Below are 14,026 nucleotides of genomic sequence, written 5' to 3' on the forward strand. Positions count from 1 at the left end.
TACATGGCTATGTGAGACAGGAATAAAGTATGCAGTAGACTACCTAATCCATCATTGCAAGTGGGATTTCCGGCGAAAACATACCTTTGGACAATATTCCCAACATTTTCCTAATCATTGGCATCGGAATGCGCATTACAAATAAACATAACCAGCCATTGACGTCTACTTGCACCCCCTATATAATGGCGTTAAATCAGCAGAGGGGGATGAGTTCATATGAGGGAACGATTAATGAATCTAGAGCAGCGCCTCACGAACCAGCATCATATGGATTTATTTTTACACACGAAGCACACGATCAAAGCCATTGATGATTTGTCTGAGCAGCATCGGCTGCTGAGCGCCGCCCATGCAATCAGCGGCTATAAGATTATCGGCGACGAAGAAGTTCTGTTCTATGATACACTAGCGCTAGTGAAAGAGCAGATTTTGTTGACGTTGGAGAGGACATTGGATGACCTCGAGCACAAAGGAGACAAATATCACGAGAAGAATTTTAAAGATGGTGTGGAGTGACAAACACGGAAGTTGTGTCTTGAATACTCCGGCCGTATATCCAGGCGACGATGAAGCATAATTAGAGCAGCCGTGGCAGGTCACATCATGACTTGCCACGGCTGTTTTTTTGTGTCCCTTTGTGAATCACACTTTAAGAGCGTTTCTGGAGGAGATTAATGTGAACCGCACAAAAATCATTGGATTAAGTCTATTAGCGCTTGGAATTCTTGTTCTGAGAAAATAAAGTATTAGACTGGATGTATTGAATTCGTGCGGTATTTCGAATTGCAAAATCGTCAGGCTCAAAAAATAAGTATTAGACTACCCCCTAGAAACGGAACAGCAGCAGTCATGGACGTCAAAATAAAGTCCTAGACTGCTGCTGTTTTTGAACTATCGTTTCCCGTTAATTGAAAGTTCTGTAAGATATTTCTTTGCCATTTCCATGTCCTGTGTTTGTAGAACAATTCCATCTTCTTTATTGAGTATGACATACGCAGGGAATTTTTTAATGCCCAAAGCATGCGCCCATTTTTTAAACTTTTTTTGGTCAATAGTTAATAGCTGTACTTGAAATCCATTTTGCAAATCTAGTGATGAATTCTGAAAACGATTAAGTTCATCCCCTATTTTCATAACATCTGCTTGGTAACAAAACACTTGAAGGGCGTAAGCATAGTTCAATTCCTTTTCAGGCATTAAGTTCTGAACTACTTCATCTTTACTTGGATTACATCCAACAAGTAATAAACAAGTGCCAAATAAAATCAATATTACAACATATTTTTTAAGCATTTAAACACCTCCGTAACCTCACAACTATTTCCAATTGTTAGACGTGGATTTGCCAAATTAGTTGCATTATCCTACCTTTAGTCCAACAAAAAGCAACCGTACTTTATGAGCCGGCTGCTGTCATTCTGAATTAAACTAACGTTTTCCGTTAGTTCAATGGACAACGCTTTTTCTTGACTGACGTTTGCCCTTTTGATAATTGTTTAATAAACATAGAAGATTAAATACAATACCGACAGCAGCAATTACAAGCGGAAGCCATGGATGTATGTGCAGAGTCTCACTATCTGTGAAGACAGTTACTTCATAATAAGAGTAGGTTATTTCCTTTATTGGGACATTAAAATAGTGAACGCGGTCCAGTACACTCCTTACATCTCCATACAAACTCTGGCATGCAACAAACAATGCAAACATTAGAAGGAGGTTAGTAACCATGATATCCTTCTTAATCTTAACCATATTGTACCTCCGTTCCACAATTAGTTTACAACATATTGGAACCGAACTAACCTTCACTTCAACAAAAGCTACAGCTGATCCTCCGGTCCGCTGCAGCTTTCTGGTTGAACTATAGTTCTTCGTTTGTTGAATCACCTAATTAGTTATGTAATGTTATGTATCACAAAATCATTAATCTTCTTTGTGCCGTTAAAAAAGATATTCAATAGTTATATAAAAGGCTGTCGATTTCTCGACAGCCTGGACAGAAGAATTACTTCCACTGTTCATTGTATTTCAAATGTAAAATGGGGTAAGGGCGGCCTGCTCCATCCGTCAAATCTTCACCGATTATTCCGAAACCGCTTTTTAAGTAAAACCTTGTCGCATTCTCATTTTGTTTATTAACATCAACGGACGTGATCCCAAGACCATTGATGCATTTTTCCAAAATTTGTTTCCCATACCCTTTGCCAATTTTATCGGGATCGAGAAATAGTGCTTCCAAGTGATTTTCATTGATGGCGGTAAAACCAATGATAGAGTCTTCGGTATACCATAGACGTATATCAAGATGAGGAAAATACATGGGTAATTCTTTTTTGATTTCCTCTTTATCCTTGAAACTCAAAAAATGATGAGTGGCCATTACCGACCTTTCCCAAAGATTTATAATCATATCATAGTCATTAACGGTTGCTTTTCTGTTTTGTATCATTTCGTTCTGCTCCTTTTTCTTTTTAATTTATCACGCTCCTTTCGTCACTTTTTTTGTAGATGGTGATCGTAGACCTCCAATTGATATATGACTTCATGCTTACCACTCTTTTCGGAATTATTTTAATTGCATACTATAAACAGGGAACAGCGCCGCGGCGTTCTGCTCCCTGATTTGGTTGAACTATAGTCTCCCGTTAGCTCAATCCTCAAGTTCATTTTTAATATCTCTTTAACCACGACTGCCAAAGAAACAATCCTGAAAAAATGACTGACGGACTTGTTCATGCTTTTTATTTACGACAAACCCCCATAAATATAAAACAACAGCAATACATACTAAAATCAAATAAAACAACCCACATCCCTTCGCTGCAGTATGGAATTTTCTCTCATCAGTAATTCGGAGCATACGCCACGCAATCCTGCCCGTTAACGTAACAAAGCTGCCGATCATGTGCCAGCAGCTTTATTAGTTAGTTCATTCAACTAACGTTCTCCGTTAGCTTAAAGATCTGTAGTCATATGAACTTCTACTAACTGGGATCGTCTTCGTACGAAACCAATCGGCCGCTTGCTGGACCAACGGTGATGAATTTATCGGTGTAACATCATCGATTGAAATCCAGTCATAACCATTAGAGTCTTGTCCTTCGAATTGAACCACGGAACCCCCAATATTCCCAGCGACAATAACAACTTCATATAAAATCGCAATATGATGCACACACTCAGTAGAGTTATCCTGTAGTGTCCATAACACAGAAAAATCACAAACACCAATATTGTTGAGTTCTTTGACTTTGAATCCTGTTTCTTCGTTAAACTCCCTTTTTAAGCCTTGCTCTAAGGACTCCGATACTTCTAGTCGCCCCCCAGGCAAGTCAAATTGGCCGGCATAAGGGCCTAAACTTTTTTGAATAACTAGAATTTTCTCGTTAACCATACATATTCCGTAAACTCCTGTGTGGCGATAAAACTTTTCCTCCATTGAATTTAATCCCCCTACTTTCGTTGCAGGTATGTATTGAGCTATCGTTCCCCGTTAGCTTAACTTCCTATTGAATACTATAAGACTTTAACAGAAGCAATTTCCTTCCCACCCCATAATTTAAACATATATCCGCTGACAAGAAAATGCCAAGGTGCATCATCAACTAAAAAGCGTACATCTGCATATGTATCCCGAGTGCCTTCAATTAAACTTGTAATTCTAACAGGTACGGTCCAGGCTTCACCGGTTAACTGTTTACCCTCTATGCTTTCATAGTGCACGATAAGATCTGGTAACCAGGTATTACAGGGATATTTGCTTGGATCTTTGTCCCAATGAATTAGGGCTTTGACAAAACGAATGTCTCCCATGTCGACCTCCCTGCAGAAAAGTTGAACTAATGTTCTCCGTTTGTTCAATGACACGGTTATTTTCCATTCTCTAATTCATCAAGTGTTTCTAAAAGTAAGTCGATTCTATCTTCAAATTCATTAATGGCTCTTTTAATTTTAATTATCTGATCTCCCGGGATTCGGACTTTCAGTAGCTGCAGTAAATATTTAGCCTCATGACGCACCTCAAAGTTCCCGTTAATCAAAAAATCGATTAATATCTCTATATGGGATGAATAATCAAATGGTCTCAAGGCATACAACAGCGAGCCCCTGCTACCTAAAGTTTTCGGGTCCTTGAGCAGTTCTATAATTGGCTCCACTGCCTCTGGATTTCTAATATCGCTTAAGGCTAAAGCAATTTCATTTCTAAGTATTTTGTTTTCCGTATTTTTTAGATGTTTTATCAGAATTAGAACTATTTCTTTATTCTTGTATCGAATTGCCTCAGAAATTACAGCAGATGCTTCGTCTTGATTATCACTCATTAAAGCCCGTTCTAATTGGATAAGATCCATTTCATGTCCTCACACCTTAGATTTAAGTACTACATTAATTCTACCACATATTGGAACTATTCTGCCTTTTAGTTTAATAAAACAGGGAGCAACTGCCGCGGCAATCTGCTCCCTTGTTCGTTCAACTATTGTTCTTCGATAGTAGAATAAAGAACCTTCTAAATGTATTCCACAAATCCATCTTTATAGCCGTAAATTCTCACTACGTTCCCATCAATTTCACCTGGAACATTAATTTTTTTCAACTTTCTCATCACGTATGTGGTATTACTTTCGTTCAAACGAATTTCTAACCATTCAATGTATTTGAAACCGCCTAAACTGAAATGGTAAAACCACTCGGCATCCCACATGGCTATATAACCATTCACAACATCTTTTGTCCTCCAGTGAATCGGTCCATCGTAATCATGCATAGCCAGTCGAATCTCATCCCACTTTGTATCATTCATTAACGGAGTCATTAGTACCTCCTTTTTATCATTGCATGTTATTCAGCTATCGTTCCCAATTAGCGTAACTACTCATCTGAACTGATCAGCTTTATTTCGAGATAGCCAGTCCACCATAAAATCAAACAACTCTATTGAGTAAGTATGCTTATTTTGGGTACTCGGAATCGATGTAATGATTTCCCCAATATTTCTATCAACGCTCACGGAATCTATAAAATGGACTAGACCGGGAACCTCTTTATTAAGCGCTTGGAAGTAATGTTTTTGTGGCTTAATGAACTGTAAATTCATATCAAAGCCCCCTCGTTTCCTCGAAGAATCCGATTCTTTCCGTTTAATTAGTTCATCCTCACTGCAGCTGAGTAGATAATATCTGTCAGGGAATCCGATTTTTTGGTCTAGAATCAGATTCCGATAGTAATCGGCTATAAACTCTAACGACTGATTATCAAATAAAGTAAAATCATACGCCCAGTTATACCAAAAGGGTTGAAATAAATCGATGTCTATAACAACAAATGAGTGCTTATTCCTGTTTTCTAAGGCTATTCTCCATCGATCTGCCTGACGTTCAAACCACCATTCTCTATATTCAGGGTTAGGTCGTTCTTTCCACCAGGTATTAATTTCAGGGATATGAAAAGCCCCATGAATGGCAGCCAGTTCAGAGGATGTCCTTGTTTTTCCTACAGCACTAGCACCTTCGATACTTATAATGGTCATACCTTCTCCTCCATAATTTGCTGGGTTAACCTCTTTTTTCTCCATAAAAACGGCAGCGGATCTCTAATCTGCAGGCGTATTATGCATGCTTTGAAACAAATATCTCCCGATAGTTTAATACTTTAATTCGTTTATTTATTTTGTCTTATTACGTCCTCTGCCCTTACCTCTAGTTGCTTATAGTAAAGGTAAAGTGGTCTGTTGTTCTTCATTGCATTTGTCTCGATATGTATATTTCGCTTGCCAATAATACCTCCGTATATTTTTAATATTGCGTAGTTTGAATTACCTGTACCCACGTATTGAATTGAGTAGCTTTTATAACGTGTCCACTTATCCTTAAAAGAGCCATCAATAATAAATTGGTTTCCTGATTGTTTTACTGAATTGAGCTTTATATCGGTGGAAGAAATAGGTCCTCTATAAAACCACATAAAGAATAGGAGGACTAAAATTACTCCAAGACCTAAAAGAGCTTTTGCTTTTTTAGTCTTTATTTCTATGGTCATGGTTATTTCCTTTTTCAGAAGTTTTCTCCTCTCGATAACAAGAGTAGTTAAGTTCTTAGCCCAACATAATATTACCACACATTGGAAGTATCCTGCCCGTTAGCTTAATGAAGTCTTGTCTGTCGACACTTTATCTTCTCAGCCCAAACTGCTCACACAACCCTTAATATGGTGCTTTTCTTGTCGTTATCCCAGTATAAAGGGATTTTCACGTCCAAAATAAAACGACAAGAAAATACGTACAAATTGAAAAAGAACCTTGATTTAACAAGGTTCTAAATCGGGATTATTATGTCGTTGTACTAACGACATAAAAGTTTTGAACCAGTCATTCAACTGCCCATAGCTGAGAAACGTCAGCAGCCGGTCATTATTGACCGGCTGCCGCAATGTTCTTATTGAAAAACAATCTATACGGTAATAGAACGCCAACCGCCTGAATCGCTAATATCTACGGCTGTTTGCTCCGCATAACCCTCGCAAATAAAGCCGGAAATTTCGGTCCCATCCTCAAGCTCGATCTTCCCGATTCCAAGCGGTGCAGGAATAAGGGCTGTGAAAGCGCCAAATGCCGTCTTCGGCATTTCCCATACTTCCAACTGAATGGAACGCCCTCCGTTACCCTTCTTGATTAAGCCGGGTTTAGCCGGAACGGTCGTCAATTTCACCATTTGATATTTTGCGGCTGTAGCCGCCTCGCGAACAAAATGGGCGCCATGCTCCAGCATTTGCTTTTCCAGCGGAAATCCGCGCATATGAAGTCCGCATACGGCAACGGGTACCATTGCTTGCTCCGTTACGGAAATAGGTATAGGCTGGATAGCTGCATCACATTCTCTCGTAAGGAAAAGCTCGGCAGCGCCGGTAATGAGAGCCTCCTCTTCGGCAAGCGCGAACAGCGTAATTCCAAATGGCAGCTCATCAGCGGCAAAACCAGCAGGTACCGCAGCTGCGCATAAATCAAGCAAATTGCAATGATTGGTGTAGCGTCCCATATCCGAGTTTGCCCCTATCGGATCGGCACTCACCTGCTCGCGTGTCCATGTGCCTCCGCAGGTCGGCATCACCATTACCGCCTGCTTAAGCAGCTTCTTGGTTTCCAGCTTATACTGCTGCAATTGGTGCATAGCTTTAAACACGGAAGCCGCGCTGTGCTTCCCGGAAGCACCAGACCGCAAAATCCGCTCCGTCGTCTCAAATGTTACTCCGGGATTAGCTGTCACGAATGGTTCGAGACTCGCCCACCGCTCTGCAACCCAAGGCCCGTCGTATAACAACGCCGCCGCCCGGGTGAAAAAGTCGTAATCGATATATTCCACAGCGACTCCAAGTTTAGTAATCCTCTCTACTGCCGCATCCCAAGCTTCTTCATACTCTGCGGCATAAGGTCCATAGAACTGCGGCTTGACGCTTGGCAATAAAACTTTGTGCGGGAGCTTCGATGCCGAACGCTCGATGCTGCGGGACCATGGATCGGATTCATGAATGCCACGCGCAAGCTTATCAACCTCTAACGCATCCGCGAGGGAATGGGCAAATACATTGACGCAGTCAAGGCTGGCGCAAGCCGGAACAACGCCTTTGGTCGGCCAAGCTCCAAGGCTTGGCTTATAGCCGACCAGATTGTTCAATGCAGCCGGAACCCGGCCGGAACCGGCGGTATCCGTACCAAAGGCAAAAGCTGCATGGCCGCGTGCTACAGCGACCGCCGAGCCTGAACTTGAGCCGCCGCTAATCAGCTCGGGACGCAGCGCATTATGCGTCTCGCCATACGGACTGCGGACGCCTACTAGTCCGGTCGCAAACTGGTCCAGGTTTGTTTTGCCAAGTGGAATCGCACCCGCATCTATCATCCGCTGCACGACAGCTGCATGCTCTTGAGGCGTATAGGCAAATGCAGGGCATGCTGCCGTCGTTGGGATCTTCGCCACATCGATATTATCCTTAATGGCAAACGGAATACCCCATAACGGAAGGCTTTCCGGGTCCGTCCCCTTCAACCGATCCAAATAGGGCTGAACTTTATCCATAGTTGGCGGCGTAATCCAAATATTCATACCTGCATCCGCCTGAACGCGCTCCATAATTCCTTCAACAACAGCATCCGGCGTAAGCGTGCCGCTTACGTACAACTCTCGAAGCCGCTCGATGGTCAGCTTGACCGGAATATCTGATTCGCTCATAACCAGCCTCCTAATCTCATAACGTTACCGGCCTCATCTCGTTTAGCTTAACGGCCAAATACAGCTGTAAAATATCGTCGCCGTCATCGACGTTAATGCCAAGCAGCTCGCATACCCGTTCCACCCGGTAAGAAACGGTGTTGTAATGCGTAATCAGCTCCGCGGACGTCTTTTTTACGTTCCGGTTATATTTGAAATAAACGCGGATCGTCTCATGCAGCTGAGATTGATGTTTACGGTCGTATTCGAGCAGCGGAACGATATACTGATCCCGATATTGGATAACAGCCTCTGAATGCGGCAGGTGATATAACAATTGAAAAGCTCCAAGCCGTTTAAAATCCACATAGGGCTCTTCATAATTGCAAATCGTGCTGATGTGATGAATTTTTTTGGCTTCTTCATAGCTTTCGCACACCAGGTCAGGCCGGCTGGCGACATTGCCGATACAAAGCGAGAACGCATTTGACGAATCAATAACCGACCTCAGGTCTGCTGCGACCCGGTCAAGCGCCGTCTGTTTCGAGAGCTGCATAGAAACCGGAATAAGAAAAATCAACTCCCCTTCCGCTATCGTGATCTGCAGCCCTTCGCGAAGCGACTTGGCCCGAAGCCTTTTGACGACTTGCTGCAGCTGCTTAACCGCAGGTTTCCCATTCAACCAGCGCACAAGCGCTACGAAGAGCTGCTGCTGATCCTCTAACTGGCTGCCCGACGCTTCTGCCCTGAGTTTCAAATCCTCCATCGCTACGATCCGCCCGGAGATCCAATCCTGAAGAAACTGGTCGATATATTTTAATTCAACCTCTCTCCGGGCGTTTGCGTTGATCATTTCCAATCCTACTAGAATGCCGACCCGATCTATGGTCAATTGATCAACGATGGAATGCTCCTGATTCCATTCCAGCAGAATAAGCAAACACTTCTCATGCTGCTTATCGTTCACCTCGGAGACGTACACCCGAATACGACGGTCACCTAAGGATATAAAGCTGACGCCAAGATTGGTCTCCATCCGCAAATGCGACCAGAGCTCAACATTCGCCGCTTGCTCGAGCCGACCTGCCTGCGGGGATAGAAACAGCTGATCCGAATCATCCAGCAGCACAATCGGATTATTCAGCATACCATCCAGCGTTTGTAAAAACTCTTCAATTCCATTGCCGTATAAGAGCTGCTGGGACAGCTTTTGGAAGCGGCTTTGCAGCAGTGAAAGCTCCCTCACCTCGGTCACCAGCACTCGCTCCATAATGTCGCGGACAACATCCGAGAACACAGTCGTAGCCGGAAGCTCGAACACGGGAAAAGCAAGCCGGTCCGCCAGCTCAAGCGCCCGCTTTGGAATCTCCTCAATGAAACGCTTCGTCTTAATGCCAAGCGCGGCAACACCTTTTTCAACCAGCTGCGGAATAATGTCCGCTATTGCCTCCGGTTGATCCCGGAACGGGAAACCGCTCGTAATGAGAAACTCCCCCGGTCTCACCCAATCGATGACGTCAGGCACTTCCATGACATTGACCCGGTTAATGCTACGATGCATGCCGCCGGCACCGGCTAGTACGACTGCTTCTTTGAAGTCGGGTATTAGCAATATGTCTCCGCATGTGAAGCTTGCCTGATTGTTGGTCGCCATGACATTACCCCGCTATTCTATTTCTTAATGGAATACACATCTTCCACGAGAGTTGTATTGAAAAACGAGTTAGCAGGCACGTTCTCCTCTACCGGGAGGAAAATGCTGATTTGTTCGGACGGCTGATCATCATCGTTTGCTACGGAATGAATAACCCCTGCCGGCACATGGAACGTATCACCGGCTTTGTAGCTTTTCCACTCGCCGTTGCAGAGCAGCTTTACTTTTCCAACGGAAATATAAATAATTTCGGCGACATCGTGGTAATGGGGAAGTACTTGACCGCCGACACCGATTTTCTCCCAAAGAATCGAGCTCGAACGGATACCCAGCTTATCCGCTTGCGCAGCCGATACGATTTCCCTATGATACAAATGAATATGGTCAGGCATCAGCCCCCATTCCATTTGTTCTCCTACCATAACCTCTGTCTCATTTGCAATTGCCATATGATCAGTCTCCTATCATCCGCTATTTGTTAGTTACGCCGAAAAACAACCGCTACCGGACCGCCGCCTGCCGGACCTTGATGCTCCGCTCCACCCGATACGTAGATCATTGGATCGCCGCATACGGAAGCTAGAACACCTCCGACGACAGCGCGGGCATGACGGGTATGATTAATGTCGGAGTCATCGAGCATCGTATGCCGCTGGCCTCTTATATATCCGGTCGGATCAGCCTCAGCCTTAGCAAGCACCTGCACCATCTCGGCATCCGGGTATTTTTCCAAAATCCGCTTCAACGCCCCCGCGTCAATGGCATCCTTCATCACATCGTGATCGATAAAATATGGCCCTTCCGCATAAGCGGAGTTGCCGAATACGATAACCTCGCAATAGGCGAGTTCGCTGCCCGCCGACGTAGATGCCACCTTGCTGTAAAGCTCCCACGAATGGCAAATATCCGTATCCTGCAATCGCTCCCGTTGAATCTCTCCAAGCGCTACGGCTGCACCAAGCGCCGATGCCCCGCGGGAGTAGCCCATTGACTTGTAAGTATCCTCCGTTACAGTGGAGGCTCCTCTCAGATTCGCTTCCTGTACTTGCTCCGCCGTCAGCAGCGGACATTTAATTTGAACAAAATGCACATCAGCAGCATCATGGATGCCAGCCCCATCCATTGCCCGGCGAACAGCCTCCGCCACTTGATCAACTTGAGCAAGACGCCCAAGCTCTTCGGGCATGAAATCAGGTGTTCTAGCTACACCAATTGCCAGTGAGGATTGCTCGCGCTTGATCGCATCGTCAAGGGATTCACTCCGGGAAATTACCGAGAAATGAGGACTTAATATCCCCTCCGTCCCTCCGGACATAATGTACGAGACTGGCTCAGCAGTTGCTTCTTTATAAGAAGCGAACAAATTTTTCAAAGCCAGAACAGCAAAGCCCCGGGTAAAATCATTGACGCAGCCGTTTCCCTCGGTTTTGCCCAGTACGGCTACAACATCCTTCGGATTAATTAGCGATTCGTCAATATAGCGCTGCAGCGCAGCCGTATCATTCGGAGAACGAGCCGGCACTTTAATAACTGAACATTTCATCATAGATCATCCGCCCTTTGCCAAAATACGACTTTCTTCTCCAGCAAGCTAATGCCCCAGAAAAGCAGCAGCCCGCATACTGCCGAAGCAATAATCGCTGAGAACATAATCGGTGTGTCCATATGATAGGAAGATACGAGTACGACATAACCGAGCCCTTTGTTTGCTCCAACAAATTCCCCAACAATAGCTCCGACAATGGCGAGCGACGAGGATATTTTCAAAGCCGAGAACACGTAAGGCAAACTCGTCGGCAGACGCAGCTTCCAGAATATTTCCGCTTTTGTTCCTTTATAAGTGGAAAACAGCTCCCAAGCCTCATGTTCAATCGCTTTCAGACCTTTGACGCTATTGACGAGAATCGGGAAAAAGCAAATAAGCATCGATGCAACAACCTTCGAGGAATAGCCGGTGCCCATCCAAACGACCAATAGCGGAGCCAACGCAACGAGTGGAGTCGTCTTAAGCGCAATGGCGAGCGGGAAAACTCCCTTTTCAATGGACTTGGAGTGAACGAAAATAACGGCCGTTACCATCCCCAAAATATTAGCGAGTACAAAACCTACCAACGCCTCCATTAGCGTGACGAGCATATGGGACGATAGTGATCCGTCAATAACTGAAAGGACAGCCGATGGAGCAGGCAGCAAATAAACAGGGACATCGAACAAGCGAACGGCCAGCTCCCACAAAATAATAAAGCCAAGCGCAAAACTGATAGGGTACATGCTGCTTTTTAATTTATTCTTCATAAGTGCTTGACCCTCTTTCTTAATTCATTAACGGTATGATGGTACTCCGGAAGCTCCTCCATGCCCACTTCACGGTGCGCAGGAAGCGGAACCGGAATAATCGCATCCACACCGGCTGGCCTTGGCGACATCATAACGATTCTGTTCGACATAATAACCGATTCTTGAATCGAATGGGTGACCATCACGACCGTGTTTAAGCTTGTCTCCGAGCTTTCCCACAGCCGCAGCAGCTCGAAATTCAATTTCTCTCTCGTAAACTCATCCAGCGCGCCAAACGGCTCATCCATTAAGAGCACCGCCGGGTCAGCGGCAAGCGCCCGTGCGATGGCGATACGCTGCTGCATCCCCCCGCTCAATTGATGCGGGAAGTGATTCTTGAAGTCCTGCAAGCCAACAAGCCGCAGTGCCCCCTCCGCTTTGTCCCGGGCTTCGCTCTTCGAGAAGCGTTTCTCTCCGATCGTCAGAGGCAGCACGATATTCTGAATAGCCGTAAGCCAAGGCATCAGAACCGGCTTTTGAAACACCATCCCGATCGACAGATCCTTTGATGCAAGCTTTACCTCCCCTCCAGCATTCGGCTGGAGGAGATTAAGCATTAAGCGCAGCAGCGTGGACTTACCGCAGCCGCTTGGGCCAAGGATGGAAACAAACTCATTCTTATAGATGTCCAAGGAAACATTGTTCAGTACGGGAACATCTCCGAACGAAAGGGAGCAATTTTGTAATGTAACCGCGATTTCGTTCATCGAAGAAACCGATGTATGATCTTGCTTAGCCGCTCCATTCCTCAATTCACTTACCGTCGCTTGCACATCAATCACTCCCTATTCGATATAGTCATTCGTAAACACTTTATCCAGAGCTTGCTCTTTCTTCAGGAACTTCAAATCAATCAAGCTCTTTTGCAAAACATCCCAAGCCTCGGTATCCATCTTGCCAAGCGGCAGTTTTTCCGGCTCGAGCAGCGAAATGCTTGCTTTCATCATGGCTACCTCATGATCGATATCCAGCTTATCGCCGTACTTCAGACCAAACCCGGCTGCTTCCTCCGGATTAGCGATCGCATATTCCCAACCCTTCATGGAAGCTTCAACGAAGCTTTTCACCATTTCAGGATCCTTCTTAATCAATGATTCCGTCGTAAACAACGTATCTGCATAAAAATTAATGTCATAGTCGCCAGGCTGAATAATGTTCACCTCATGGCCTTGCTCTTGAACGGCCAGCACCTCATTGATAACGTAACCCGGCCATGCTTTGACTTGGCCGCTGAGCAGTGGGCTCATGTCGTATTTCACTGGCATTTCATCAATCGATTTCGCATTTATGCCCGCGCTTTTGACCATCGCCCGGAAGGTCAGCTCTTCATTGCCGCCAAGCTTCACGCCTACCTTCTGGCCGGCAAGATCTTCGATCTTCGTAATGCCCGAGTCTTTTAAACTAAACAATACGAATGGCGTTTTGCGGTATACCGCGGAGACCGCTTTAACCGGCACGCCTTTCTCCCGAGCCATCAGAATTTGATCCGCGCCCGTTACGCCAAACTGCTCGCTTCCCGAAGCGACCATCTGAACGGAAGGGAAATCGGCTCCGCCCGGCCTGATTTCAACATCCAATCCCGCTTCCTTATAGAAGCCTTTCTCAACCGCTGCGTAATAGCCAGCAAATTGCGCTTGATGAATCCATTTCAGCCTCAACACGACTTTTTTCAAACTCTTTGTTTCTCCGGCTGCCGAGTCAGAAGAGACCGTATTTGAGTTGGTACTGGTTTTTACATTGGAACCGCAAGCCGTCACAACAAGCATCAGAGCCGCCAGAACAATAAACAATGATTTCTTATTCCACATCATATTTCCCTCCGGTATGT

At 45.0% G+C, this 14,026-nt stretch carries 16 protein-coding genes; 1 reads left to right on the plus strand and 15 read right to left on the minus strand.

Annotated elements, in window-relative coordinates; genetic code table 11:
- Window positions 1-219 precede the first annotated feature (219 nt).
- The gene (locus PJDR2_RS24700) at window positions 220-519 is read left to right on the plus strand and encodes a hypothetical protein (RefSeq protein ID WP_015846463.1); all 300 of its coding nucleotides are present in this window, start codon (window positions 220-222) and stop codon (window positions 517-519) included.
- A 375-nt stretch (window positions 520-894) separates the two neighbouring features.
- Here the strand turns inward: PJDR2_RS24700 and PJDR2_RS24705 are convergent, their stop codons facing one another.
- The 15 genes from PJDR2_RS24705 to PJDR2_RS24780 form a co-directional block, all read right to left on the minus strand.
- Window positions 895-1,296 (minus strand): hypothetical protein, encoded by a 402-nt coding sequence (locus PJDR2_RS24705; RefSeq protein WP_015846464.1) that lies wholly within the window; start codon window positions 1,294-1,296, stop codon window positions 895-897.
- A 715-nt stretch (window positions 1,297-2,011) separates the two neighbouring features.
- Entirely contained in the window at window positions 2,012-2,455 is a 444-nt protein-coding gene (locus tag PJDR2_RS24715) for a GNAT family N-acetyltransferase (protein WP_015846466.1), read from the minus strand.
- A 501-nt stretch (window positions 2,456-2,956) separates the two neighbouring features.
- Window positions 2,957-3,445, minus strand: coding sequence for an NUDIX hydrolase (locus tag PJDR2_RS24720; protein ID WP_015846467.1), 489 nt, complete (start codon window positions 3,443-3,445; stop codon window positions 2,957-2,959).
- A gap of 77 nt (window positions 3,446-3,522) precedes the next feature.
- Complete coding sequence (locus PJDR2_RS24725; protein WP_015846468.1) at window positions 3,523-3,819, minus strand: hypothetical protein; 297 nt, start codon at window positions 3,817-3,819, stop codon at window positions 3,523-3,525.
- 56 nt (window positions 3,820-3,875) lie between these two features.
- Window positions 3,876-4,358 (minus strand): HEAT repeat domain-containing protein, encoded by a 483-nt coding sequence (locus PJDR2_RS24730; RefSeq protein ID WP_015846469.1) that lies wholly within the window; start codon window positions 4,356-4,358, stop codon window positions 3,876-3,878.
- A 158-nt stretch (window positions 4,359-4,516) separates the two neighbouring features.
- Complete coding sequence (locus PJDR2_RS24735; protein WP_015846470.1) at window positions 4,517-4,822, minus strand: DUF6678 family protein; 306 nt, start codon at window positions 4,820-4,822, stop codon at window positions 4,517-4,519.
- A gap of 60 nt (window positions 4,823-4,882) precedes the next feature.
- Complete coding sequence (locus PJDR2_RS24740) at window positions 4,883-5,536, minus strand: hypothetical protein (protein WP_015846471.1); 654 nt, start codon at window positions 5,534-5,536, stop codon at window positions 4,883-4,885.
- A gap of 131 nt (window positions 5,537-5,667) precedes the next feature.
- Window positions 5,668-6,123: a hypothetical protein gene (locus PJDR2_RS24745; RefSeq protein ID WP_041613617.1), complete on the minus strand. Its 456-nt coding sequence runs from the start codon at window positions 6,121-6,123 to the stop codon at window positions 5,668-5,670.
- A 332-nt stretch (window positions 6,124-6,455) separates the two neighbouring features.
- A complete protein-coding gene (gene atzF / locus PJDR2_RS24750; RefSeq protein WP_015846473.1) occupies window positions 6,456-8,228 on the minus strand; it encodes an allophanate hydrolase in 1,773 nt (590 codons plus the stop codon).
- 16 nt (window positions 8,229-8,244) lie between these two features.
- Entirely contained in the window at window positions 8,245-9,861 is a 1,617-nt protein-coding gene (locus PJDR2_RS24755; protein ID WP_041613619.1) for a PucR family transcriptional regulator, read from the minus strand.
- A 17-nt stretch (window positions 9,862-9,878) separates the two neighbouring features.
- Window positions 9,879-10,310, minus strand: coding sequence for a cupin domain-containing protein (locus PJDR2_RS24760; RefSeq protein WP_015846475.1), 432 nt, complete (start codon window positions 10,308-10,310; stop codon window positions 9,879-9,881).
- Between the two features lie 29 nt (window positions 10,311-10,339).
- The gene (locus tag PJDR2_RS24765) at window positions 10,340-11,407 is read right to left on the minus strand and encodes a ring-opening amidohydrolase (RefSeq protein ID WP_015846476.1); all 1,068 of its coding nucleotides are present in this window, start codon (window positions 11,405-11,407) and stop codon (window positions 10,340-10,342) included.
- Complete coding sequence (locus tag PJDR2_RS24770; protein ID WP_015846477.1) at window positions 11,404-12,156, minus strand: ABC transporter permease; 753 nt, start codon at window positions 12,154-12,156, stop codon at window positions 11,404-11,406. The genes PJDR2_RS24765 and PJDR2_RS24770 overlap by 4 nt, the downstream gene beginning before the upstream one ends.
- On the minus strand, window positions 12,153-12,971 hold the full coding sequence (locus PJDR2_RS24775) for an ABC transporter ATP-binding protein (protein ID WP_015846478.1): 819 nt from the start codon (window positions 12,969-12,971) through the stop codon (window positions 12,153-12,155). Before PJDR2_RS24775 ends, PJDR2_RS24770 begins: the two co-directional genes overlap by 4 nt.
- Window positions 12,972-12,983: 12 nt before the next feature.
- On the minus strand, window positions 12,984-14,009 hold the full coding sequence (locus PJDR2_RS24780) for an ABC transporter substrate-binding protein (RefSeq protein ID WP_015846479.1): 1,026 nt from the start codon (window positions 14,007-14,009) through the stop codon (window positions 12,984-12,986).
- Window positions 14,010-14,026 lie beyond the last annotated feature (17 nt).

Origin of the sequence: Paenibacillus sp. JDR-2, from assembly GCF_000023585.1 — a bacterium.
In the GTDB taxonomy this organism is placed as follows: Bacteria; Bacillota; Bacilli; order Paenibacillales; family Paenibacillaceae; genus Pristimantibacillus.

Coding starts and splice junctions, on each gene's coding strand:
- PJDR2_RS24700 (WP_015846463.1), top strand. CDS start 220: ATGAGGGAACGATTAATGAATCTAGAGCAGCGCCTCACGAACCAGCAT.
- PJDR2_RS24705 (WP_015846464.1), bottom strand. CDS start 1,296: ATGCTTAAAAAATATGTTGTAATATTGATTTTATTTGGCACTTGTTTA.
- PJDR2_RS24715 (WP_015846466.1), bottom strand. CDS start 2,455: ATGATACAAAACAGAAAAGCAACCGTTAATGACTATGATATGATTATA.
- PJDR2_RS24720 (WP_015846467.1), bottom strand. CDS start 3,445: ATGGAGGAAAAGTTTTATCGCCACACAGGAGTTTACGGAATATGTATG.
- PJDR2_RS24725 (WP_015846468.1), bottom strand. CDS start 3,819: ATGGGAGACATTCGTTTTGTCAAAGCCCTAATTCATTGGGACAAAGAT.
- PJDR2_RS24730 (WP_015846469.1), bottom strand. CDS start 4,358: ATGGATCTTATCCAATTAGAACGGGCTTTAATGAGTGATAATCAAGAC.
- PJDR2_RS24735 (WP_015846470.1), bottom strand. CDS start 4,822: ATGACTCCGTTAATGAATGATACAAAGTGGGATGAGATTCGACTGGCT.
- PJDR2_RS24740 (WP_015846471.1), bottom strand. CDS start 5,536: ATGACCATTATAAGTATCGAAGGTGCTAGTGCTGTAGGAAAAACAAGG.
- atzF (WP_015846473.1), bottom strand. CDS start 8,228: ATGAGCGAATCAGATATTCCGGTCAAGCTGACCATCGAGCGGCTTCGA.
- PJDR2_RS24755 (WP_041613619.1), bottom strand. CDS start 9,861: ATGGCGACCAACAATCAGGCAAGCTTCACATGCGGAGACATATTGCTA.
- PJDR2_RS24760 (WP_015846475.1), bottom strand. CDS start 10,310: ATGGCAATTGCAAATGAGACAGAGGTTATGGTAGGAGAACAAATGGAA.
- PJDR2_RS24765 (WP_015846476.1), bottom strand. CDS start 11,407: ATGATGAAATGTTCAGTTATTAAAGTGCCGGCTCGTTCTCCGAATGAT.
- PJDR2_RS24770 (WP_015846477.1), bottom strand. CDS start 12,156: ATGAAGAATAAATTAAAAAGCAGCATGTACCCTATCAGTTTTGCGCTT.
- PJDR2_RS24780 (WP_015846479.1), bottom strand. CDS start 14,009: ATGATGTGGAATAAGAAATCATTGTTTATTGTTCTGGCGGCTCTGATG.